Raw genomic sequence first — 22,469 nt, forward strand, 5'->3', positions numbered from 1 at the left:
GCTTTTTCGTCTAGTAAAAGGAAAAAATGACAAAAAAAATTGGTGTCGGTCAGGCACATAGTAAGATTATTTTAATAGGGGAGCATGCAGTCGTTTACGGTTATCCGGCTATTTCCCTGCCTCTTTTGGAGGTGGAGGTGACTTGTAAGGTAGTTCCTGCAGCGAGTCCTTGGCGTCTTTATGAGGAGGATACCTTGTCCATGGCGGTGTATGCCTCACTGGAGTATTTGGATATCACAGAAGCCTGCATTCGCTGTGAGATTGACTCAGCTATCCCTGAGAAGCGGGGAATGGGTTCGTCAGCAGCTATCAGCATAGCGGCCATTCGTGCGGTATTTGACTACTATCAGGCAGAACTGCCTCATGATGTACTAGAAGTCTTGGTCAATCGGGCTGAAATGATTGCCCATATGAATCCTAGTGGTTTGGATGCTAAGACCTGTCTCAGTGACCAGCCTATTCGATTTATTAAGAATGTAGGATTTACAGAGCTTGAGATGGATTTATCTGCCTATTTGGTGATTGCCGATACGGGTGTTTATGGCCATACTCGTGAAGCCATTCAAGTGGTTCAAAACAAGGGCAAGGATGCCCTACCGTTTTTGCATGCCTTGGGAGAATTGACCCAGAAGGCAGAAGTTGCGATTTCACAAAAAGATGCTGAAGAATTGGGACAAATCCTCAGTCAAGCGCATTTTCATTTAAAAGAAATTGGTGTCAGTAGCTCTGAGGCAGATTACCTCGTTGAAACGGCTCTTAGCCATGGTGCTCTGGGGGCCAAGATGAGTGGTGGTGGTCTTGGAGGCTGTATCATAGCCTTGGCAGCCGATTTGACACAAGCTCAAGAACTAGCAGAAAGATTAGAAGAGAAAGGAGCTGTTCAGACATGGATAGAGAGCCTGTAACAGTACGTTCTTACGCAAATATTGCTATTATCAAATATTGGGGAAAGAAAAAAGAAAAAGAGATGGTGCCTGCTACTAGCAGCATCTCTCTGACTTTGGAAAACATGTACACAGAGACGGCCCTGTCGCCTCTACCGACGGATGCGACTGCTGATGTTTTTTACATCAATGGTCAGCTACAGAGTGAGGCGGAGCATGTCAAGATGAGCAAGATTATTGACCGTTACCGTCCAGCTGGTGAGGGCTTTGTTCGAATTGATACTCAAAATAATATGCCTACGGCAGCGGGCTTGTCATCAAGTTCTAGTGGTTTGTCTGCCTTGGTCAAGGCTTGTAATGCTTATTTCAAGCTTGGATTGATTCGGAGCCAGTTGGCACAGGAGGCTAAGTTTGCCTCAGGCTCTTCCTCTCGGAGTTTTTATGGACCACTAGGTGCTTGGGATAAGGATAGCGGAGAAATTTACCCTGTAGAGACAGACTTGAAACTAGCTATGATTATGTTGGTGCTGGAGGACAAGAAAAAACCAATTTCTAGCCGTGATGGGATGAAACTTTGTGTGGAGACATCGACGACCTTTGATGACTGGGTCCGTCAGTCTGAGAAAGACTATCAGGATATGCTGGTTTATCTCAAGGAAAATGACTTTGCCAAGGTTGGGGAGTTAACGGAGGAAAATGCTCTGGCTATGCACGCTACGACCAAAACAGCATCACCAGCCTTTTCTTATCTGACGGATGCAAGCTATGAAGCCATGGACTTTGTCCGCCAGCTTCGTGAGCAAGGAGAAGCTTGCTACTTTACCATGGATGCTGGTCCCAATGTCAAGGTTCTCTGTCAGGAGAAAGACTTGGAGCATTTATCAGAAATCTTCGGTCAGCGTTATCGCTTGATTGTGTCAAAAACAAAGGATTTGAGCCAAGATGATTGCTGTTAAAACTTGCGGAAAACTCTATTGGGCAGGGGAATATGCTATTTTAGAGCCAGGGCAATTGGCCTTGATAAAGGCCATTCCCATCTATATGAAGGGCGAGATTGCTTTTTCTGATAGTTATCGTATCTATTCGGATATGTTTGATTTCGCAGCGGATTTGACGCCAAATCCTGACTATAGCTTGATTCAAGAAACAATTGCTTTAGTGGAAGATTTCCTCGTTTATCGTGGGGAGACCTTGCGACCTTTTTCTTTGGAAATCCGAGGAAAAATGGAACGAGAAGGGAAAAAGTTTGGTCTGGGTTCTAGTGGCAGCGTCGTTGTCTTGGTTGTCAAGGCTTTGCTGGCTCTGTATAAGCTTTTGGTTGATCAGGAGCTCTTGTTCAAGCTGGCTAGCGCGGTCTTGCTCAAGCGCGGAGACAATGGTTCTATGGGGGACCTTGCCTGTATTGTGGCAGAGGAATTGGTTCTTTACCAGTCTTTTGATCGAAAGAAGGTGGCTGCTTGGTTGAAAGAAGAAAACTTAGCGACTGTTTTAGAGCGTGATTGGGGCTTTTCAATCTCACACGTACAACCTGCCCTAGAATGTGATTTCCTAGTGGGATGGACCAAGGAAGTGGCTGTATCGAGTCACATGGTTCAGCAAATCAAGCAAAACATCAATCAGAATTTTTTAAGTTCCTCAAAAGAAACGGTGGTTTCTTTGGTAGAAGCTTTGGAGCAGGGGGAATCAGAAAAAATTATCGAGCAAGTAGAAGTAGCCAGTAAGCTTTTAGAAAGCTTGAGCGCAGATATTTACACGCCTTCGCTTAGACAGTTGAAAGAAGCCAGTCAAGATTTGCAAGCTGTTGCTAAGAGTAGCGGCGCTGGTGGTGGTGATTGTGGTATTGCCTTGAGTTTTGGTGAGCAATCAACTGAAACCCTAAAAAACCGTTGGGCCGATCTGGGGATTGAGCTCTTATACCAAGAAAGGATAGGACATGACGACAAATCGTAAGGATGAGCACATCCGCTATGCCCTTGAGCAGAAAAGTTCCTATAATAGCTTTGATGAGGTGGAGTTGATTCATTCTTCCTTGCCTCTTTACGATCTGGATGAAATCAATCTTTCGACAGAATTTGCTGGTCGAAAGTGGGACTTTCCTTTTTATATCAATGCCATGACGGGTGGAAGTGATAAGGGAAGAGAAATCAATCAAAAGCTGGCTCAGGTGGCGGACGCCTGTGGGATTTTGTTTGTGACGGGATCTTATAGCGCAGCCCTCAAAGATCCAGCAGATGACTCTTTTTCTGTTAAGTCTAGTCATCTAAATCTCCTTCTTGGAACCAATATTGGATTGGACAAGCCTGTCGAGTTAGGACTTCAGACTGTAGAAGAGATGGATCCTGTTCTCTTGCAGGTGCATGTCAATGTCATGCAGGAGTTGCTCATGCCTGAGGGAGAAAGAAAGTTCAGAAGCTGGCAATCGAATCTAGCAGACTATAGTAAACAAATCCCTGTTCCTATTGTCCTAAAGGAAGTCGGCTTTGGAATGGATGCCAAGACCATCGAGAGAGCCTATGAATTGGGCGTTCGAACCTTTGACCTGTCAGGTCGTGGTGGTACCAGCTTTGCCTATATCGAAAACCGTCGCAGTGGCCAGCGTGATTACCTCAATCAATGGGGCCAGTCTACCATGCAGGTCCTTCTCAATGCCCAAGAATGGAAAGATAAGGTTGAACTCTTGGTCAGTGGAGGCGTTCGCAATCCGCTGGATATGATTAAGTGTTTGGTTTTTGGAGCCAAGGCTGTAGGACTGTCTCGAACAGTTCTAGAATTGGTTGAAACCTATACAGTTGAAGAAGTGATTGGCATTGTCCAAGGCTGGAAAGACGATCTACGCTTGATCATGTGTGCCCTTAATTGTGCCACCATAGCAGATTTGCAAAAAGTAGACTATCTTCTTTATGGAAAATTAAAAGAAGCAAAGAATCAGATGAAAAAGGCGTAACCACCGCCTTTTTTTCCATCCTCAGACTGAGGTGACTTTTTTGAAGTGTGATAAAATAGAAGGGAGAGGATGAACCTATGAGAAAATTTAAAATCTTTTTATTTATCGAAGCCTGTCTTTTGACAGGAGCTCTGATTTTGATGGTTTCAGAGCATTTTTCGCGTTTTCTGCTGATTTTATTCCTCTTTTTGCTTTTGATTCGCTATTACACTGGTAAAGAGGGCAATAATCTTCTTTTAGTGGTGGCAACCATTCTCTTCTTTTTCATCGTCATGCTCAATCCTTTTGTGATTTTAGCTATTTTTGTTGCGGTTATATACAGCCTCTTTCTTCTTTATCCGATGATGAACCAGGAAAAAGAGCAGACCAATTTGGTGTTTGAAGAGGTGGTAACGGTTAAGAAGGAGAAAAATCGTTGGTTTGGCAATCTCCATCATTTTTCAAGCTACCAGACTTGCCAGTTTGATGATATCAATCTCTTTCGTCTCATGGGCAAGGACACCATTCATCTGGAGAGGGTCATTCTAACCAATCATGACAATGTCATTATCCTTAGAAAGATGGTAGGCACGACCAAAATCATCGTACCTGTAGATGTGGAAGTCAGTCTCAGCGTTAACTGTCTCTATGGGGATTTGACTTTTTTCAACCAGCCCAAGCGAGCCCTCCGTAATGAACACTATCATCAAGAAACAAGAGACTATCTCAAGAGTAACAAGAGTGTCAAGATTTTCTTGACCACTATGATTGGCGATGTTGAGGTGGTTAGAGGATGAAAAAACAAGCTTATGTAATGATTGCTCTCACCTCCATCTTGTTTGTCTTGTTTTTCTCCCACAGCTTGCTGGAAATCCTTGACTTTGACTGGTCTATTTTCTTGCATGATGTCGAAAAAACAGAAAAATTTGTCTTTTTGTTGTTGGTATTCAGCATGTCCATGACCTTTCTCTTAGCCCTGTTTTGGCGAGGTGTTGAAGAGCTTTCTCTAAGAAAAATGCAGGCTAATCTCAAGCGTTTGTTGGCAGGGCAAGAAGTAGTTCAGGTTGCAGATCCAGATTTGGATGCCAGTTTCAAGTCCTTGTCTGGCAAACTTAACCTTTTGACAGAAGCACTTCAAAAGGCTGAAAATCACAGCCTTGCTCAGGAAGAGGAAATCATTGAGAAGGAAAGAAAGCGGATTGCTCGGGATTTGCACGATACAGTCAGTCAGGAGTTGTTTGCGGCCCACATGATTTTATCGGGTATCAGTCAGCAGGCTTTGAAATTGGATAGAGAAAAGATGCAGATCCAGTTGCAGAGTGTCACAGCTATTTTAGAAACAGCCCAGAAGGACTTGAGAGTCTTGCTCCTGCACTTGCGACCAGTTGAACTGGAGCAGAAGAGCTTGATAGAAGGGATTCAAATTCTCCTAAAAGAGCTTGAAGACAAGAGTGATCTTAAAGTTGCTTTCAAGCAAAATGTGACGAAATTGCCTAAGAAAATCGAGGAGCATATCTTCCGCATCTTGCAAGAATTGATCAGCAATACCCTCCGCCATGCCCAGGCATCTTGTCTGGATGTCTATCTCTATCAGACAGATTTTGAATTGCAACTGAAGGTGGTGGATAATGGGATTGGTTTCCAGTTAGGGAGTTTAGATGACTTGAGTTATGGACTACGCAATATCAAGGAGCGGGTTGAAGATATGGCAGGGACGGTTCAGTTATTAACAGCTCCCAAGCAAGGGCTGGCAGTTGATATCCGTATTCCCCTGCTCGATAAGGAATGATAAAGGAGTAAAGATGAAAATTTTACTAGTAGATGACCATGAAATGGTCCGATTGGGCTTGAAAAGCTACTTTGACCTCCAAGACGATGTAGAAGTTGTGGGTGAGGCTACCAACGGATCTCAAGGCATTGACTTAGCCTTGGAATTGCGTCCAGATGTCATTGTCATGGATATCGTTATGCCTGAGATGAATGGGATTGACGCGACCTTGGCTATCCTCAAAGAATGGCCTGAAGCCAAGATTTTGATTGTGAGCTCTTACTTAGACAATGAAAAAATCATGCCTGTCTTAAATGCTGGTGCTAGGGGATATATGCTCAAGACTTCTAGTGCAGACGAACTACTCCATGCTGTTCGTAAGGTGGCTGCTGGCGAGTTGGCCATTGAGCAAGAGGTCAGCAAAAAAGTCGAATACCACCGCAATCACATAGAACTACATGAGGACCTGACTGCGCGTGAGCGAGATGTTCTCCAACTTATCGCCAAGGGCTACGAAAATCAGCGTATAGCAGACGAACTTTTTATCTCTCTCAAGACGGTCAAGACCCATGTGTCTAATATCCTAGCCAAACTTGAAGTCAGCGATCGTACCCAGGCTGCAGTCTATGCCTTTCAGCACCACTTGGTGAGGCATGAGGAGTTTTAGATGAGTCTAGCAGATTTGCTTGTGGAGCTAGAAGCCGCAAAAGATTCTCAAAAAGCAGGGGCCATGGAAGCCTATATGCGCCATCAATTTTCCTTTCTAGGCATTGCGGCGCCTGAAAGAAATAAACTCTATAAAAAATACTTTCCAAAAGCGAAAAAAACAAGGGCCATCGATTGGGATTTTTTAGATACTTGCTGGGAAAAAGAGTATAGAGAATACCAGTATGTAGCTGCTAATTATTTGAAAGCAATGCAGTCTTATCTAAAGGACAGCGATTTGCCTAAGCTAGAGCAGTTGGTTGTTACCAAGTCTTGGTGGGATACGGTGGATATCCTAGATCGAGTAGTAGGGAGTTTGGTGTATGACAAGCAGGAACTGGAAAAAATAATTCTCCAATGGAGCCTGTCAGACAATATCTGGTTGAGACGCGTCGCTATTGACCACCAGTTGTTAAGAAAAGAGAAGACCAATGTTCAATTACTGGAAAAGATTCTGCTTCATAATTTGAATCAAACAGAATTCTTTATCAATAAAGCCATTGGCTGGGCTCTGAGAGACTACTCCAAAACGAATCCAGCTTGGGTAGCATGCTTCATTGAGAAAAACAAGGAAAGAATGGCTGACCTTAGTATCAAAGAAGCAAGCAAGTACCTCTCCCATCATTGAAAAGCGCATTCATTACTTGAAAAAAGTCGTCCATTTATGTTATAATAGACTGTATTTAAAAAATTTTAAGGAGAAATGACAGAATGTCTGTATCATTTGAAAACAAAGAAACAAACCGTGGTGTCTTGACTTTCACCATCTCTCAAGACCAAATCAAACCAGAATTGGATCGTGTCTTCAACTCAGTGAAGAAATCTCTTAATGTTCCAGGTTTCCGTAAAGGTCACCTTCCACGTCCTATCTTCGACAAAAAATTTGGTGAAGAGTCACTTTACCAAGACGTTATGAACGCTCTTTTGCCAAACGCTTATGAAGCAGCTGTAAAAGAAGCTGGTCTTGAAGTCGTTGCACAACCAAAAATTGACGTAACTTCAATGGAAAAAGGTCAAGACTGGGTTATCACTGCTGAAGTCGTTACAAAACCTGAAGTAAAATTGGGTGACTACAAAAACCTTGAAGTATCAGTAGATGTAGAAAAAGAAGTAACTGACGCTGACGTTGAAGAGCGTATCGAACGCGAACGCAACAACTTGGCTGAATTGGTTATCAAGGAAGCTGCTGCTGAAAATGGCGACACTGTTGTCATCGACTTCGTTGGTTCTATCGATGGTGTTGAATTTGATGGCGGAAAAGGTGAAAACTTCTCACTTGGACTTGGTTCAGGTCAATTCATCCCTGGTTTCGAAGACCAATTGGTAGGTCACTCAGCTGGCGAAACTGTTGATGTTATCGTAACATTCCCAGAAGACTATCAAGCAGAAGATCTTGCAGGTAAAGAAGCTAAATTCGTAACAACTATCCACGAAGTAAAAGCTAAAGAAGTTCCAGCTCTTGACGATGAACTTGCAAAAGACATCGACGAAGAAGTTGAAACACTTGCTGAATTGAAAGAAAAATACCGTAAGGAATTGGCTGCTGCTAAAGAAGAAGCTTACAAAGATGCAGTTGAAGGTGCAGCAATTGATAAAGCTGTAGAAAACGCTGAAATCGTAGAACTTCCAGAAGAAATGATTCACGAAGAAGTTCACCGCTCAGTAAACGAATTCCTTGGAAACTTGCAACGTCAAGGTATCAACCCTGACATGTACTTCCAAATCACTGGAACTACTCAAGAAGACCTTCACAACCAATACCAAGCAGAAGCTGAGTCACGTACTAAGACTAACCTTGTTATCGAAGCAGTTGCCAAAGCTGAAGGATTTGATGCTTCAGAAGAAGAAATCCAAAAAGAAGTTGAGCAATTGGCTGCAGATTACAACATGGAAGTTGCACAAGTACAAAGCTTGCTTTCAGCTGATATGTTGAAACATGATATCACAATCAAAAAAGCTGTTGAGTTGATCACAAGCACAGCAACAGTTAAATAATATTAATAAACAAAAATCCCACCTGAATTGGTGGGTTTTCTTGTGCACTATTTTCCAAAAATCTCTTTGAGGTCTGCGTCTGTAATCCCAATCATGGCTGGGATGCTGTCCCAGTTTTCTTCGGTCAGGATGTAGGATTGTTCAGTTGCACTTGATGTGGCAGTTTCAGAGATAGCTTGTTGTTTTTCTTCAACATTCTCCAATAAATCACTGAAGCGTTCAATCAGATAGGTTTTTCGGGCAGTTCCGATGTGTTGGGTTGCATAATCGAACGCCTGTAATTCGCCTAGTAAGATAAGTTTGCTTTTGGCGCGAGTAATGGCTGTATAGATGAGATTGCGCTCCAGCATACGTCGGCTAGCACTGGTAATCGGTAGGATGACAACAGGGAACTCACTTCCCTGAGACTTATGGATACTCATGGCATAGGCCAAGCGAATTTTGTACCATTCGTTACGTGGGTAAGAGACCTCGTTGCCATCAAAATCAATGACAATCTCATCTTGCTTCGACTCGGTGTATTTACCAGGAATCAGATCTGTGATGGCTCCTAAATCTCCATTAAAGACATTGATTTCAGCATCGTTGACCAAATGAATGACCTTATCTCCCTTACGATAGTGGCACTGGGGAGCTTCAAAACTGAGTTGGTCTTTTTGTGGTGGGTTCAGGAGGTCTTGCATGAGCTGATTGATAGCATCAATTCCTGCAGTCCCTCGGTACATGGGAGCCAGAACTTGGATATCACGGGCAGGGATACCACTTCTTAGGGCAGCACCTAAGATTTTCTCAATAGTAGCAGGGATATGGGCACTAGCAATTTCAAAGTAGGAACGGTCTGCTTTTTTCTGGGTGAAATCAGCTGGCAGGATACCCTGTCTAATCTGACTAGCTAGGGTAACGATAGTTGATTCTTCGCTTTGTCGATAAATTTTTTCCAAGCGAGTCTGAGGAATCAAGGGAATATGAAGCAGATCCGCTAGAACCTGTCCAGGACTGACAGACGGCAACTGGTCGCTGTCACCCACGATGAGGATCTTGCTGTCAGAAGAGATGTTGGAGAAGAGTTGGTTGGCCAGCCAAGTATCCACCATGGAAAATTCATCTACGATGATAAAGTCAGCATCTAGATAATCTTCCAGATGACTGGTATCATCATCACCTGTCATTCCTAAATGACGGTGTATGGTCGCGCTAGGCAAGCCTGTCAATTCATTCATGCGCCTAGCGGCTCGGCCAGTTGGAGCAGCAAGAAGAATCGGCAGGTTGCTTTTTTTCCTGAGGTCAAGTCCTTCCAAAAGGGCATAAACAGCGATGATACCATTGATAACAGTTGTCTTACCAGTACCAGGTCCACCTGTCAGGATAAAGACCTTGTTCTGGATAGCATCATAGATAGCCTGTTTTTGAATGTTATCATACTCAATCTCCAGATCTTCTTCGACAGTAGCGATATGTTTTTGAATGGTTTCTAAATCATGACTCTTCTGTTTTCCTTTTTCAAGGATACGAACCAAGTGACTGCGGATGCCTTCCTCAGCGAAGAAGAGGCTGTTGTCAAAAATCTTGGTATCAATCTGCTGAACCTTGTCTTCTTCGATCAAGTAGGAGAGCTCTTGGGCTACTTGGCTGGGATCCAGTTCCACGGGGCGGGAAGATTCAAGGAGAGTAAGGGTTTGTTCTAATAAATCCCGTGCTTCAACATAGGTGTCCCCTGTTTCCATACAGGCCTGAAAAAGACTATGAACTAGACCGGCGCGGAAGCGTTCAGGAGCCTGACTTTCGATGCCTAGTTCTTCCGCTAGTTGGTCAGCAATGGTAAAGCCCAAACCCTTGATATCCTCAACCAGCTGGTAGGGATAATTTTCAACCACATCAAGGGTTTCTTCCTTGTAAAAGTCTTGAATCTGAAAGGCTAGTTTGTTGGGAATGCCGTAGTTGGCAAGTTTGGCCAAAACCATCTCGGTTCCGTAGTTGAGGCGGAGAGTAGAGACGAAAGTCTCGCGATTTTTGGCAGAGAGTCCTGCGATACCTTCTAACTTTTCTGGGTATTGCAAAATTTCGTCAATGGTATTTTCGCCATAGGTATCCACAATTTTCTGAGCAGTCTTGAGACCAATCCCCTTGAAATGGCTACTTGAAAAGTACTTAACCAAGCCCTTGCTAGTTGGTTTTGCGCGTTCATATCGGCTGATTTGCAGTTGCTCCCCATACTTGGAGTGCTGGACAATTTGTCCCCAAAAAGTATAGTCTTCTCCCTCAATCACATCAGCCATGGTGCCAGTAACAATGATTTCAAAATCATCAAAATCCTCTGCGTCCGTATCTTCGATTTCTAGGAGGAGGATGCGATAAAAATTGCTGGGATTTTCAAAAATAATCCGTTCAATGGTTCCTGAAAAATAAACTTCCATAAGATTCCTTTGCATAAATAGGTGAGAGTTAATACTCTTCGAAAATCAAATTCAAACCACGTCAGCTTCGCCTTGCCGTACTCAAGTACAGCCTGCGGCTAGCTTCCTAGTTTGCTCTTTGATTTTCATTGAGTATAACTTTGTTTCTATCCTAGTTAGACTGGGTAGAGAATAATCATCTTCTTACGATAGAAGAAGAGGCTGAGATTCTTGATTCTCGGCCTCTTAGGTCTCTTAAAATGTTCCGATACGGGTGATTGGCCAGAAGCGGAATTTAGCTTCCCCTGTGATATCTTTTGCTTTGAAGGTACCTACGTGGCGGCTGTCGCTCGAAACCAAGCGGTCATCTCCGAGGAGAAGGTATTCTCCTTCTGGGACAGTAAAGCTAAAATTGGTGTTGTAGTTGACATCAACTGTGAAGGCTTGGGCTTTTTCAGCAATACTTCTAAAGAAAGTTCCTTTATTTCCTTCAAAACCCTTGCCTGAATAGGTGCTTTGGAGTTTGTCATTCTTGAAACGTTTGATGTAGTCAGCTAGATAAGGTTCGTCCGTCTCTTTGTCATTGATGTAAAGTTTATCGTTTTCGTAACGGATGGTATCGCCAGGCATTCCGATGACACGTTTGACAATGTCCTTATTGCCATCTTCCTCATGGGCAACCACGATATCAAAACGGTCAATAGGGAGATGCTTAACAACAAAGAGGATTTCGCCATCCGCTAGGGTAGGATCCATGGAATGCCCTTCTACGCGAACATTGCTCCAAAAAAAGATACGACTTAAAGCTAGTAATGACAGAATTAGGAGGAACAATCCCCACTCTTTTAGGAAATGTTTAAATGAATTCATAACTTACCTTTCTAAGCGTTTTTTCGCTTTTTCAGTATTTTTAAAGTGCAGTTTGGCGCAGAAGTTGAGTCCCTGCATACCATAGGCTTGCAAAATCTGGCTAGCCACCTTATCAGAAGCCGTTCCAGCTCCACTTGGAAGTTGATAGCCCAGTTCTCGTCCTAGATTTTCAAGATTTTCCAGAAAGAGATCACGCGCAATGATGGAAGAAACTGCGACAGCCAAGTATTTGCCCTCAGCCTTTTCTTCTAAGCTGATAGGATTGCTGAAACGATTGGCCTCTTGTGCCAAGTACTTGTCATAATTTTTAGAACTGGTAAAGGCATCAATCACAATTTTCTCAGGCTGAATACCTTTTTGAAGGAGGAGATAGATAGCCTGATTATGGAGGGCAACCTTAACCGAAACAGCGTTGTAGCGGTCCCCGATGACTTCGTTGTACTTGCTTGGTGAGAGAAGTAGTGCCTGGTGCTGGATTTTTTCCTTGAGGATAGGGGCAATCTGACGAATCTTTTGGTCGGTCAGAGTTTTAGAATCTCCCACACCGAGTTTTCGCAAGAAGTCGTGCTGGTCAGGTGTGACAAAGGAAGCCACAACTGCAAGTCCACCAAAGTAGGAACCATTTCCAACCTCATCCGTCCCAATCAAAGGAAGATTTTGCCCCCTGGTTTCCTCTACAACCTGATAGCCAAAGAAACGAGCGTATTTCTCAGCTCCTTCACCCTGAAGCAAGACCTTTCCAGAAGTATAGATAGAAACGGTTGCTTGAGGCAGTTTCAAAAAGTAGCGAATATAGGGGTTTTTACTGGGAGCCAGACTAGTTTGATAGTGTTCAAGAAAAGCCTGAATCTCCTTTTCGCTTGGTGTGAGTGTTATACTTGCCATAGTTTCTATTGTACCATAAAAGCAGGCAAATTTGTAAAAACTGACAAAATTAGCGAATTTTGGTATAATATCGTGAGGTGAATTTTATGGCAAATCTAAATCGATTCAAATTTACATTCGGGAAAAAATCATTAACCTTGACAAGCGAGCATGATAACCTTTTTATGGAGGAAATCGCCAAGGTTGCGACAGAAAAATACCAAGCAATTAAAGAACAAATGCCTAGTGCAGACGATGAAACAATCGCTCTTTTGTTGGCAGTCAACTGTTTGTCAACTCAACTCAGTCGTGAGATTGAATTTGACGATAAGGAGCAAGAATTAGAAGAACTCCGTCACAAGCTTGTGACTTGTAAGCAAGAACAGAGCAAGATTGAGGATTCCTTATGATTTCACTCCTTCTTCTATTGGTCTTGGCTTGGGGATTTTATATCGGCTATCGGAGAGGCCTGCTCTTGCAGGTTTATTACCTGATTTCAGCCATGGCATCGGCTTTTGTGGCTGGCCAGTTTTATAAGGGACTTGGAGAGCAATTTCATTTGTTGGTCCCTTATGCAAATCCGCAGGAAGGTCAGGGAACTTTCTTTTTCCCATCGGATCAACTCTTTCAGTTGGATAAGGTCTTTTACGCAGGTATCGGCTACTTGTTGGTTTTCGGGGTTGTCTATAGCATCGGTCGTTTGCTTGGTCTCCTTTTGCACTTACTTCCTAGTAAAAAACTGGGTGGCAAGTTGTTCCAAGTTTCAGCAGGTATCTTGTCCATGTTGGTGACCTTATTTGTCTTGCAAATGGCCTTGACAATCTTGGCGACCATTCCCATGGCGGCTATACAAAATCCTCTTGAAAAGAGTATCGTCGCAAAACACATCATCCAGAGCATACCGGTAACAACCAGTTGGCTCAAACAAATCTGGGTGACAAATTTAATCGGATAAAAAGGGCAGGAATTTTCCTAGCCCTTTGTTTACAGATTGACTAGAATCTATCAGAATGTAAAAAGCTACCACACCTAGACATTCAAAGACAAGGAAATAAAGATGAATAAGAAAATATTAGAAACATTAGAGTTCAATAAGGTCAAGGCCTTGTTTGAACCCCATTTGTTGACCGAGCAGGGCTTGGAGCAATTGAGACAACTGGTTCCGACTGCCAAAGCAGATAAAATCAAACAGGCTTTTGCTGAGATGAAGGAAATGCAGGCTCTTTTCGTCGAGCAACCACATTTTACGATTCTTGCAACCAAGGAAATCGCAGGAGTCTGCAAGCGTTTGGAGATGGGGGCGGACCTCAATATTGAGGAGTTCCTGCTCTTGAAGCGCGTGCTTCTTGCCAGCCGAGAACTGCAAAGTTTTTACGCCAATCTGGAAAATGTCAGCTTGGAAGAATTAGCCCTCTGGTTTGAGAAATTACATGATTTTCCGCAATTACAAGGAAATCTCCAAGCCTTTAATGATGCAGGTTTCATTGAAAATTTTGCCAGTGAAGAATTGGCGCGCATCCGTCGAAAAATCCATGATAGCGAGAGTCAGGTACGCGATGTTTTACAGGACTTGCTCAAGCAAAAAGCGCAGATGTTGACAGAAGGGATTATTGCCAGCAGAAATGGCCGTCAGGTTTTACCAGTCAAAAACACCTACCGCAATAAGATTGCAGGGGTCGTTCATGATATTTCTGCTAGTGGAAACACCGTCTATATCGAACCCCGTGAGGTGGTCAAACTGAGCGAAGATATTGCTAGTCTTCGAGCAGATGAGCGCTATGAAATGCTTCGCATTCTCCAAGAAATTTCTGAACGTGTCCGCCCTCATGTGGCTGATATTGCTAATGATGCTTGGATTATCGGCCATCTGGACTTGATTCGTGCCAAGGTTCGATTTATCCAAGAAAGGCAAGCAGTCGTTCCTCAGCTATCAGAAAATCAAGAGATTCAACTGCTCCATGTCTGCCATCCTTTGGTCAAAAATGCCGTCGCAAATGATGTCCATTTTGGTCAAGATTTAACAGCGATTGTTATTACAGGTCCCAATACAGGTGGGAAGACCATCATGCTTAAAACTCTGGGCTTGACGCAGATTATGGCCCAGTCTGGTTTGCCGATTTTAGCAGACAAGGGAAGTCGTGTGGGTATTTTTGAAGAAATCTTTGCCGATATTGGAGATGAGCAATCTATTGAGCAGAGCTTGTCTACCTTCTCTAGCCACATGACCAATATTGTGGATATTCTTGGCAAGGTCAACCAACATTCACTCTTGCTCTTGGATGAGTTAGGAGCTGGTACAGATCCTCAAGAAGGAGCCGCTCTTGCTATGGCTATTCTGGAAGACCTTCGCCTGCGTCAAGTCAAGACCATGGCGACGACCCACTATCCGGAACTCAAGGCCTACGGTATTGAGACAGCCTTTGTGCAAAATGCCAGTATGGAGTTTGATACTGCGACTCTTCGCCCGACCTATCGCTTTATGCAGGGTGTGCCTGGCCGAAGCAATGCTTTTGAAATTGCTAAACGTTTAGGTCTATCTGAAGTTATCGTAGGAGATGCCAGTCAGCAGGTCGATCAGGACAATGATGTCAACCGAATCATTGAACAACTGGAAGAGCAGACGCTTGAAAGTCGTAAACGCTTGGACAATATCCGTGAGGTGGAGCAAGAAAATCTCAAGATGAATCGTGCTCTCAAAAAACTTTACAACGAACTCAATCGTGAAAAGGAAACCGAGCTTAACAAAGCGCGTGAACAAGCTGCTGAGATTGTGGATATGGCCCTAAGTGAAAGTGACCAGATTCTCAAAAATCTCCACAGTAAATCTCAACTCAAACCCCACGAAATCATTGAAGCCAAGGCCAAGCTGAAAAAATTGGCTCCTGAAAAAGTAGACTTGTCCAAAAACAAGGTCCTTCAAAAGGCCAAGAAAAAACGAGCTCCAAAGGTGGGAGATGATATCGTGGTGCTCAGTTACGGACAGCGTGGTACCTTGACCAGTCAACTCAAGGACGGCCGCTGGGAAGCCCAAGTCGGTTTGATTAAGATGACCTTAGAAGAGAAAGAGTTTGATCTTGTTCAAGCCCAGCAAGAAAAGCAAATCAAGAAGAAACAAGTCAATGTTGTGAAACGAACTTCTGGTCGTGGCCCACAAGCCAGACTGGACCTTCGAGGCAAACGTTATGAAGAAGCCATGAATGAGCTAGATGCCTTTATAGACCAAGCCTTGCTTAATAATATGGCTCAAGTTGATATCATCCATGGTATCGGAACAGGTGTCATCCGTGAAGGTGTCACCAAATATCTACAAAGAAACAAACATGTCAAGAATTTCGGCTATGCCCCACAAAATGCTGGAGGCAGTGGTGCGACTATTGTCACCTTTAAAGGATAAGAAGTATTTCGGAATTCATAAAGTAAAAACTGTTGAACTAATTTTTACTAATAAACACATTGACAAAAGCCAACATTTTTTGTAAAATAAGAATCAATTAAATACCAACACCGAATGAAGTTTAATAGAAGTGGTAAATCGTTTGATTTTCCATGACTGTAAATGGACGGAACTCTGGAGAGACCGTAAAGGCACCGAAGGGGCAAGGCAGGCAACTGCTCAAACTCTCAGGTAAAAGGACAGAGCTAGGATAGACCGCTTTTTAGCATTTATCTAAGCATTCCAGAGTACATGTATCTTGCATGTGCTCTTTCTTTTGGGGTTGAAAAGATAGGAGAAGGAATGTTAGAATTGCTTAAATCAATCGATGCTTTTGCTTGGGGCCCACCCCTCTTGATTCTCTTGGTCGGGACAGGGATTTACCTAACTGCTCGTCTAGGACTTTTGCAGGTTTTGCGTCTGCCCAAGGCCTTCCAGCTTATTTTTACCAAGGATAAGGGACATGGTGATGTATCCAGTTTTGCGGCCTTGTGTACAGCACTCGCAGCGACAGTTGGTACGGGAAATATTATCGGGGTGGCGACGGCTATCAAGGTCGGTGGCCCAGGAGCCCTCTTTTGGATGTGGATGGCTGCTTTCTTTGGGATGGCTACCAAGTATGCGGAAGGACTACTAGCTATCAAATACCGTACCAAGGACGACCATGGTGCAGTGGCGGGAGGCCCCATGCACTATATCCTTCTAGGGATGGGAGAAAAGTGGCGTCCCCTTGCCATCTTCTTTGCCCTGGCAGGTGTGTTAGTAGCTTTATTGGGAATCGGGACCTTCACTCAAGTTAACTCGATTACAGAATCTATCCAAAATACGACGACTATTTCGCCAGCTATTACCGCTCTCGTTTTGTCTGTCTTTGTAGCGATTGCAGTCTTTGGTGGCCTCAAGTCCATTTCTAAGGTTTCAACTACTGTTGTTCCTTTTATGGCTATTATTTATATCTTGGGAACTCTTACAGTTATTTTCTTTAATATTGGGAAAATCCCTGCCACAATCGCTTTAATATTGACATCGGCTTTTAGTCCGGTTGCTGCAGTAGGTGGATTTGCCGGTGCCAGCATTCGGATGGCTATTCAAAATGGTGTGGCGCGTGGTGTGTTTTCAAATGAGTCTGGTCTGGGTTCTGCTCCCATTGCAGCAGCTGCAGCTAAGACAAATGAACCGGTAGAGCAAGGCTTGATTTCCATGACAGGAACCTTTATTGACACCCTCATTATCTGTACTCTGACTGGTTTGACCATCTTGGTGACTGGTGTTTGGAGTGGTGATTTGAATGGGGTTGCCTTGACTCAGTCAGCCTTCTCAACAGTCTTTTCACACTTTGGACCTGCCCTTTTGACCATCTTCCTTGTACTCTTTGCCTTTACAACGATTCTAGGTTGGAACTATTACGGAGAACGTTGTTTCGAGTTTCTCTTTGGGGTTCGCTTTATCTGGCTCTACCGTGTGGTCTTTGTACTCATGGTCTTGTTGGGAGGATTTATCGAGTTGGATATGGTTTGGATTATCGCAGATATTGTCAATGCCTTGATGGCTCTGCCGAACTTGATTGCCCTCTTAGTTTTATCGCCAGTCGTTATTGCTGAGACTAAAAAGTATTTTAATAAATAATGAAATCACACATCGCGTGTGATTTTTTGCTTTCATAAAAAATTTCTATCAGTGTAATTTAAAATATATATTATACACGGTATAGAATCTGTGATAGACTAGATTTCAACAACATGAAAAGAGGTTTTATGATGACAACATTTACAATTCATACAGTCGAATCAGCACCAGCAGAAGTGAAAGAAGTTCTTGAAACAGTAGAAAAAGATAACAATGGCTATATTCCCAACCTAATCGGTCTCTTGGCTAATGCACCAACTGCTTTAGAAGCCTACAGAACTGTCGGAGCCATCAATCGTCGTAACAGCTTGACGCCTGTTGAGCGTGAAGTAGTGCAAATCACGGCAGCTGTGACCAATGGTTGTGCCTTCTGTGTCGCAGGTCACACCGCCTTTTCCATCAAACAAATCCAGATGAACGATGATCTTCTGCAAGCCCTCCGCAATCGTACTCCAATTGAAACAGATCCTAAATTGGACACCCTAGCTAAGTTTACCTTGGCAGTTATCAATACCAAGGGTCGTGTAGGAGATGAAGCCTTAGCTGAGTTTTTAGAAGCAGGCTACACCCAACAAAATGCCTTGGATGTGGTTCTTGGTGTCAGCCTAGCAAGCCTCTGTAACTATGCCAACAACCTAGCCAATACACCAATTAACCCAGAATTGCAACCTTATGCTTAATTCATATCTGAGTAAAAATGAAGTCTAAAATAATTGGACTTCGTTTTTTTAAATCCTCATTTAAGCGCTTTTATGCTATACTGAAACTAACATGATTATTGGAGGTTAGGATGAAAAAACTCCCCTTAGTATTTTCTGGTTGTTTGCTAGGTTTGGCAGGAGCTGGAAATCTTATTTTAGATACGTTGCCGGTTCTGTCCCATCTTTTTAGTCTGACAGGTTTGGTTTTGTGGACTTACTTTCTAATTCTGCATCTCTTTAATTGGAAAGAAACCAAGCAAGAATTGACCAAGCCCCCTCTTTTGTCAGGAATGGCCACCTTTCCCATGGCTGGGATGATTTTATCTACCTATGTTTTTCGCGTCTTCCCTCATCTTCCTTTGGTAGCGCAAGGGCTCTGGTGGTTTTCATTTCTCTTGGATTTGGCCTTGATTGCTGGTTTCACCATCAAGTTTGCTTATCCGGGTCGGAGGGTTCATGCGACTCCTAGCTGGACGGTTCTCTATGTTGGGATAGCAGTGGCAGCTTTGACCTATCCTCTTGTCGGTATCATCGAAATTGCCTATGCAACCTTGAGTTTTGGTTTTCTCCTAACCTTCTATCTCTATCCACTTATTTATAGTGATTTAAAGAAAACTCCACTCCCACTAGCCCTGCTTGGACAGGAAGGAATCTACTGTGCTCCCTTTTCTTTACTTTTGGCTTCTCTGGTTCGAGTTGGAGGTGCCAGCCTACCGACTTGGATCTTAGTTGTTATGATTTTGTCTTCCCAATCCTTCTTTTTCTTTGTTTTGACTCGCCTGCCCAATATTTTAAAACAAGGTTTTCAACCAGCCTTCTCAGCCCTCACTTTCCCAACCATTATCACAGCTACTTCGCTCAAGATGGCTCAGGGAATCTTGAAACTTCCATTTCTGGATTATCTGGTATTGACTGAAACCGCTATTTGCTTAATTATTTTAGTCTTTGTATTAGGATCTTATCTGAATTGGTTACGAAAAAAGGTTTAGCTAGAAATAGCTAAACCTTATTTTTATGGTTTGATAACTTCAGCTCCACCCATGTATGGACGAAGTGCTTCTGGGATGGTCACAGAACCATCTTCATTTTGGTAGTTTTCAAGAATAGCAGCCACTGTACGTCCAACTGCAAGTCCAGAACCGTTCAAGGTATGGAGGAGTTTCACCTTGCCGTCTGCTTCATCACGGTAACGGATTTGGGCACGACGGGCTTGGAAATCTTCTGTGTTTGAACAACTTGAGATTTCACGGTAGGTATTTTGCGCTGGAATCCAAACTTCCAAGTCGTAAGTCTTAGCAGCTGAGAAGCCCATATCTCCAGTAGAGAGAGCAACGACACGGTATGGAAGGTTGAGTTTTTGAAGGATATTTTCAGCATTTGCTGTCATTTTTTCCAATTCTTCGTAAGATTCTTCTGGTTTGGCAAATTTAACCATTTCAACCTTGTGGAATTGGTGCAAACGAATCAAGCCACGAGTATCACGACCAGCTGAACCAGCCTCAGAACGGAATGAAGGACTCATAGCAGTGAAGTAGATTGGCAGGTCTTTACCGTCCAGGATTTCATCACGGTAGTAGTTTGTTAGAGGAACCTCAGCTGTAGGAATAAGGACATAATTGCTGTCGCTGAGTTCAAAAGTGTCTTCCTTGAATTTTGGATATTGACCAGTCCCAAACATAGAATCGTGGTTAACCATGTAAGGCGTGATGACTTCAGTATAGCCTTCTTTGCCATGTTCATCCAACATAAAGTTGTAGATAGCACGTTCCAAACGAGCACCGAGGCCTTTATAGAAGAGGAAGCGAGCGCCTGTTACCTTACCACCGCGTTCCCAGTCAAGGATACCAAGGTCTTCACCAAGATCCCAGTGAGCTTTTGGCTCGAAGTCAAACTCGCGTGGAGTACCCCAACGGCGAACTTCCACATTGTCGTCTTCGTCAGCTCCAACAGGAACGCTGTCAGCTGGGATATTTGGAAGAGTCGTTGTAAATTCTGTCAATTTAGCATCGATTTCTGCCAATTCAGCATCCAAGGCTTTGACTTCAGCAGATAGATTTTGCATGGCAGCAATCTTGTCATCTGCATTTTCCTTGTTGCGTTTGGCTTGGGCAATCTCAGCAGAAACTGTGTTGCGTTCTGCTTTGAGAGTTTCAACTTTGACCAAGATGTCACGACGTTTAGCATCGATTTCTTTCATCTCATTCAAGACAGCAGCATCTACACCACGTGTAGCCAATTTTTCTGCGACAGCATCAAAGTCTGTACGAATACGTTTGATATCTAACATAAAAACTCCTTTATGAAAAAAGCACACCTGACAAAGCGTTGGAGTGGCAGGGCCACGGTTCCATCCAACTTCACAGGAGTGCACTTGATTGTGTATGCAATTGTTACTAACGGTAGAATTTCACCTATCCCTCCTATCTGCTCGCAGCATCCGCAGACTTTCTGAAAGAAGAAGATAACCTACTTATCCGTTGCTATGATTATACTAAAGTTTCTACTTTTTTGCAAATAGATTTTTAAATTTTTGACCAATGGTCTGGAGTAGAGTCGGAAGTTTCACGACCTTGTCATTGCCCAGTTTTTCACGAGCAATTTTGAGAATGGCACCTGAGTCTTTTGAAGCAAAGAGGAATTTTCCTCTGTCTGTAAAGACTTCGAAGTGGCGACTGATTTTTCGCCCAGTGACATTTGCCCCAATTTGGTTGATATGGCTCCAAGGAATCTGGATAAATTGTTCAACATTGACATCGGGGTAAAATTCCAAAGCCTGATCTCCGACAAGGAATTTCCCAACTTTCCCAGCTATAGAGAGGTAGGAGGTGCCTGTCGTATTGAGGAGCACTGTTTTGTTAAGTGATTGAGCCATGCTTAGTCTTCCTTACTTTCACCGAAAAAGGCATTGTAGAGGGCTTTAATAGCTGCTTTCTCTTGGTCCTTATGGACAACAAACATGATAGATACTTCACTAGAACCTTGAGACATCATCTGGATGTTGATCTTATTTTCAGATAGAGCACGTGTCGCAGTAGCAGTTACTCCGATATGGCTCTTCATCTTTTCTCCAACAATCATAATGATTGAAAGGTCGTGCTCGATTTCTGCATGGTCTACTTCAGCCTTTTGAACCAACTGACGAAGGATTTCTTCTTCCTTGATAGGAGTTAGTTCGCGAGAACGGAGGATGATTGAAAGATCGTCGATACCTGTTGGCATATGTTCCCAACCGATGTTAAGATCTTCAAGGATTTGAAGAACCTTGCGTCCAAATCCAACCTCACGGTTCATGAGGTATTTAGACATGTTGATGCTGACAAAGCCTGAGTCACCAGCAATTCCCACAACTGGAAATTCATCACTACTATGTTTTAGAACGATACGAGTACCTGGGTGGTCAGGGTTGTTGGTATTCTTGATAACCAGAGGAATTTTTCCTCGGTAGGCAGGTAGAAGGGCTTCGTCATGAAGGACTGAGAAGCCTGCATAGGCCAACTCACGCATTTCACGGTAGGTCAACTCTGGGATAGAGTGTGGTTGGTGAATGATTCCTGGGTGAGCCGCAAAGATACCATCAACGTCTGTAAAGTTTTCATAGAGGTCTGCCTTAACACCGGCAGCAATGATAGAACCTGTAATGTCTGATCCTCCACGTGAGAAGGTACAGATTTGATTTTCCTTGGTAACTCCAAAGAAACCAGGAATGACAAGGACCTCATTTGTATTTGTCAATTCTTCAATCTTATCATAACTTGATGGAATGATGCGAGCGTGACCAGGTTCACTTGTGACCACAATACCAGCTTCTCTAGGGTGAACATAGCGTGCATCGATCCCGTTTTGATTAAAGTAGGCAGCAATCAATTTAGCATTGTTATTTTCACCGGCTGCTAGGAAAGTATCGTAGAGAAATTCGTTTTCTTCGATAGGAAGAGTGGCTAAGGCACGAATGCTTTTAGAAATTTTTTCTAGCACAGCTGGTTTAAGACCTAGTTCACTAACCATAGCAGCATAGCGGTCGATAATCCAGTTTTGACTCTTACTAATATCGTTACCAGCAACATAGTCGCGGTAGTATTTAATTAAGGCATCCGTAACCTTAGTATCTTCAGCATTGCGTTTTCCTGGTGCAGAAACAACTACAAAACGACGCTCTGGATCGCTTTTGACGATGTTTAAAACTTTTTCTAATTGACTAGCAGAGGCAAGAGAGCTACCTCCAAATTTAACAACTTTCATAAGAACTCCTAAAGTAAGTATTTTATACGATTATAGCAGAAAGAAAGCCTTTTTTCAATGAAGAAAAT

At 43.2% G+C, this 22,469-nt stretch carries 21 protein-coding genes and 1 riboswitch; of the genes, 15 read left to right on the forward strand and 6 right to left on the reverse strand.

The window, feature by feature from the left end:
- Positions 1-26 precede the first annotated feature (26 nt).
- The 9 genes from mvk to tig all read left to right on the forward strand — a co-directional run bounded on the left by mvk (position 27) and on the right by tig (position 8,275).
- The gene (gene mvk / locus B7698_RS04865) at positions 27-905 is read left to right on the forward strand and encodes a mevalonate kinase (RefSeq protein WP_084864820.1); all 879 of its coding nucleotides are present in this window, start codon (positions 27-29) and stop codon (positions 903-905) included.
- Positions 887-1,840, forward strand: coding sequence for a diphosphomevalonate decarboxylase (gene mvaD, locus B7698_RS04870; RefSeq protein WP_084864821.1), 954 nt, complete (start codon positions 887-889; stop codon positions 1,838-1,840). Before mvk ends, mvaD begins: the two co-directional genes overlap by 19 nt.
- Positions 1,827-2,834: a phosphomevalonate kinase gene (locus B7698_RS04875; protein ID WP_084864822.1), complete on the forward strand. Its 1,008-nt coding sequence runs from the start codon at positions 1,827-1,829 to the stop codon at positions 2,832-2,834. Before mvaD ends, B7698_RS04875 begins: the two co-directional genes overlap by 14 nt.
- Entirely contained in the window at positions 2,818-3,828 is a 1,011-nt protein-coding gene (fni, locus tag B7698_RS04880) for a type 2 isopentenyl-diphosphate Delta-isomerase (protein ID WP_084864823.1), read from the forward strand. The genes B7698_RS04875 and fni overlap by 17 nt, the downstream gene beginning before the upstream one ends.
- Positions 3,829-3,905: 77 nt before the next feature.
- A complete protein-coding gene (gene liaF / locus B7698_RS04885; protein WP_001224652.1) occupies positions 3,906-4,604 on the forward strand; it encodes a cell wall-active antibiotics response protein LiaF in 699 nt (232 codons plus the stop codon).
- Positions 4,601-5,596, forward strand: coding sequence for an envelope stress sensor histidine kinase LiaS (locus tag B7698_RS04890; RefSeq protein WP_000743694.1), 996 nt, complete (start codon positions 4,601-4,603; stop codon positions 5,594-5,596). Before liaF ends, B7698_RS04890 begins: the two co-directional genes overlap by 4 nt.
- A 13-nt stretch (positions 5,597-5,609) precedes the next feature.
- Complete coding sequence (locus B7698_RS04895; RefSeq protein ID WP_000698442.1) at positions 5,610-6,242, forward strand: response regulator transcription factor; 633 nt, start codon at positions 5,610-5,612, stop codon at positions 6,240-6,242.
- Positions 6,243-6,908 carry a DNA alkylation repair protein gene (locus B7698_RS04900; RefSeq protein WP_000050044.1) on the forward strand — a complete coding sequence of 222 codons (666 nt, stop codon included), beginning with the start codon at positions 6,243-6,245 and terminating at the stop codon, positions 6,906-6,908.
- 83 nt (positions 6,909-6,991) lie between these two features.
- Positions 6,992-8,275: a trigger factor gene (gene tig, locus B7698_RS04905; protein ID WP_016399077.1), complete on the forward strand. Its 1,284-nt coding sequence runs from the start codon at positions 6,992-6,994 to the stop codon at positions 8,273-8,275.
- Positions 8,276-8,322: 47 nt separating this feature from the next.
- Here the strand turns inward: tig and recD2 are convergent, their stop codons facing one another.
- The 3 genes from recD2 to rnhC all read right to left on the reverse strand — a co-directional run bounded on the left by recD2 (position 8,323) and on the right by rnhC (position 12,423).
- Positions 8,323-10,689 carry an SF1B family DNA helicase RecD2 gene (recD2, locus tag B7698_RS04910; RefSeq protein ID WP_084864824.1) on the reverse strand — a complete coding sequence of 789 codons (2,367 nt, stop codon included), beginning with the start codon at positions 10,687-10,689 and terminating at the stop codon, positions 8,323-8,325.
- 234 nt (positions 10,690-10,923) lie between these two features.
- On the reverse strand, positions 10,924-11,538 hold the full coding sequence (gene lepB, locus B7698_RS04920) for a signal peptidase I (RefSeq protein ID WP_084864825.1): 615 nt from the start codon (positions 11,536-11,538) through the stop codon (positions 10,924-10,926).
- Between the two features lie 3 nt (positions 11,539-11,541).
- Positions 11,542-12,423, reverse strand: a complete 882-nt coding sequence (rnhC, locus tag B7698_RS04925) for a ribonuclease HIII (RefSeq protein WP_084864826.1) — start codon at positions 12,421-12,423, stop codon at positions 11,542-11,544.
- An 86-nt stretch (positions 12,424-12,509) separates the two neighbouring features.
- Between rnhC and zapA the strand changes: the two genes are divergently transcribed.
- The 6 genes from zapA (at position 12,510) to B7698_RS04955 (ending at position 19,151) form a co-directional block, all read left to right on the forward strand.
- Complete coding sequence (gene zapA / locus B7698_RS04930) at positions 12,510-12,812, forward strand: cell division protein ZapA (protein ID WP_000002019.1); 303 nt, start codon at positions 12,510-12,512, stop codon at positions 12,810-12,812.
- On the forward strand, positions 12,809-13,357 hold the full coding sequence (locus tag B7698_RS04935; RefSeq protein WP_084864827.1) for a CvpA family protein: 549 nt from the start codon (positions 12,809-12,811) through the stop codon (positions 13,355-13,357). Before zapA ends, B7698_RS04935 begins: the two co-directional genes overlap by 4 nt.
- 102 nt (positions 13,358-13,459) lie before the next feature.
- Positions 13,460-15,796 (forward strand): endonuclease MutS2, encoded by a 2,337-nt coding sequence (locus B7698_RS04940; RefSeq protein ID WP_084864828.1) that lies wholly within the window; start codon positions 13,460-13,462, stop codon positions 15,794-15,796.
- Positions 15,797-15,960: 164 nt separating this feature from the next.
- Positions 15,961-16,049: riboswitch (glycine riboswitch) on the forward strand.
- An 89-nt stretch (positions 16,050-16,138) separates the two neighbouring features.
- Positions 16,139-17,461, forward strand: a complete 1,323-nt coding sequence (locus tag B7698_RS04945) for an alanine/glycine:cation symporter family protein (protein WP_000891462.1) — start codon at positions 16,139-16,141, stop codon at positions 17,459-17,461.
- 131 nt (positions 17,462-17,592) lie between these two features.
- Positions 17,593-18,141 (forward strand): carboxymuconolactone decarboxylase family protein, encoded by a 549-nt coding sequence (locus B7698_RS04950; protein WP_000206768.1) that lies wholly within the window; start codon positions 17,593-17,595, stop codon positions 18,139-18,141.
- Positions 18,142-18,251: 110 nt separating this feature from the next.
- Entirely contained in the window at positions 18,252-19,151 is a 900-nt protein-coding gene (locus B7698_RS04955; RefSeq protein ID WP_084864829.1) for a TDT family transporter, read from the forward strand.
- A 23-nt stretch (positions 19,152-19,174) separates the two neighbouring features.
- On the opposite strand, the gene serS is transcribed toward B7698_RS04955, so the two are convergent.
- The 3 genes from serS to B7698_RS04970 all read right to left on the reverse strand — a co-directional run bounded on the left by serS (position 19,175) and on the right by B7698_RS04970 (position 22,401).
- Positions 19,175-20,449, reverse strand: a complete 1,275-nt coding sequence (gene serS / locus B7698_RS04960; RefSeq protein WP_033689301.1) for a serine--tRNA ligase — start codon at positions 20,447-20,449, stop codon at positions 19,175-19,177.
- Positions 20,450-20,662: 213 nt separating this feature from the next.
- Positions 20,663-21,034, reverse strand: a complete 372-nt coding sequence (locus B7698_RS04965; RefSeq protein ID WP_033689300.1) for a DUF956 family protein — start codon at positions 21,032-21,034, stop codon at positions 20,663-20,665.
- 2 nt (positions 21,035-21,036) lie between these two features.
- Positions 21,037-22,401 carry an aspartate kinase gene (locus tag B7698_RS04970; protein ID WP_084864830.1) on the reverse strand — a complete coding sequence of 455 codons (1,365 nt, stop codon included), beginning with the start codon at positions 22,399-22,401 and terminating at the stop codon, positions 21,037-21,039.
- Positions 22,402-22,469: the final 68 nt, after the last annotated feature.

Source organism: Streptococcus mitis (genome assembly GCF_002096855.1).
In the GTDB taxonomy this organism is placed as follows: Bacteria; Bacillota; Bacilli; order Lactobacillales; family Streptococcaceae; genus Streptococcus; species Streptococcus mitis_Y.

Excerpts from the sequence above, each read along its gene's own strand:
- serS (WP_033689301.1), bottom strand. The coding sequence starts at position 20,449 with ATGTTAGATATCAAACGTATTCGTACAGACTTTGATGCTGTCGCAGAA.
- B7698_RS04970 (WP_084864830.1), bottom strand. The coding sequence starts at position 22,401 with ATGAAAGTTGTTAAATTTGGAGGTAGCTCTCTTGCCTCTGCTAGTCAA.
- B7698_RS04940 (WP_084864828.1), top strand. The coding sequence starts at position 13,460 with ATGAATAAGAAAATATTAGAAACATTAGAGTTCAATAAGGTCAAGGCC.
- tig (WP_016399077.1), top strand. The coding sequence starts at position 6,992 with ATGTCTGTATCATTTGAAAACAAAGAAACAAACCGTGGTGTCTTGACT.
- fni (WP_084864823.1), top strand. The coding sequence starts at position 2,818 with ATGACGACAAATCGTAAGGATGAGCACATCCGCTATGCCCTTGAGCAG.
- liaF (WP_001224652.1), top strand. The coding sequence starts at position 3,906 with ATGAGAAAATTTAAAATCTTTTTATTTATCGAAGCCTGTCTTTTGACA.
- recD2 (WP_084864824.1), bottom strand. The coding sequence starts at position 10,689 with ATGGAAGTTTATTTTTCAGGAACCATTGAACGGATTATTTTTGAAAAT.
- B7698_RS04950 (WP_000206768.1), top strand. The coding sequence starts at position 17,593 with ATGACAACATTTACAATTCATACAGTCGAATCAGCACCAGCAGAAGTG.
- B7698_RS04955 (WP_084864829.1), top strand. The coding sequence starts at position 18,252 with ATGAAAAAACTCCCCTTAGTATTTTCTGGTTGTTTGCTAGGTTTGGCA.
- B7698_RS04895 (WP_000698442.1), top strand. The coding sequence starts at position 5,610 with ATGAAAATTTTACTAGTAGATGACCATGAAATGGTCCGATTGGGCTTG.
- B7698_RS04965 (WP_033689300.1), bottom strand. The coding sequence starts at position 21,034 with ATGGCTCAATCACTTAACAAAACAGTGCTCCTCAATACGACAGGCACC.
- B7698_RS04935 (WP_084864827.1), top strand. The coding sequence starts at position 12,809 with ATGATTTCACTCCTTCTTCTATTGGTCTTGGCTTGGGGATTTTATATC.
- B7698_RS04875 (WP_084864822.1), top strand. The coding sequence starts at position 1,827 with ATGATTGCTGTTAAAACTTGCGGAAAACTCTATTGGGCAGGGGAATAT.
- zapA (WP_000002019.1), top strand. The coding sequence starts at position 12,510 with ATGGCAAATCTAAATCGATTCAAATTTACATTCGGGAAAAAATCATTA.
- B7698_RS04890 (WP_000743694.1), top strand. The coding sequence starts at position 4,601 with ATGAAAAAACAAGCTTATGTAATGATTGCTCTCACCTCCATCTTGTTT.
- B7698_RS04945 (WP_000891462.1), top strand. The coding sequence starts at position 16,139 with ATGTTAGAATTGCTTAAATCAATCGATGCTTTTGCTTGGGGCCCACCC.
- mvaD (WP_084864821.1), top strand. The coding sequence starts at position 887 with ATGGATAGAGAGCCTGTAACAGTACGTTCTTACGCAAATATTGCTATT.
- lepB (WP_084864825.1), bottom strand. The coding sequence starts at position 11,538 with ATGAATTCATTTAAACATTTCCTAAAAGAGTGGGGATTGTTCCTCCTA.
- mvk (WP_084864820.1), top strand. The coding sequence starts at position 27 with ATGACAAAAAAAATTGGTGTCGGTCAGGCACATAGTAAGATTATTTTA.
- B7698_RS04900 (WP_000050044.1), top strand. The coding sequence starts at position 6,243 with ATGAGTCTAGCAGATTTGCTTGTGGAGCTAGAAGCCGCAAAAGATTCT.
- rnhC (WP_084864826.1), bottom strand. The coding sequence starts at position 12,423 with ATGGCAAGTATAACACTCACACCAAGCGAAAAGGAGATTCAGGCTTTT.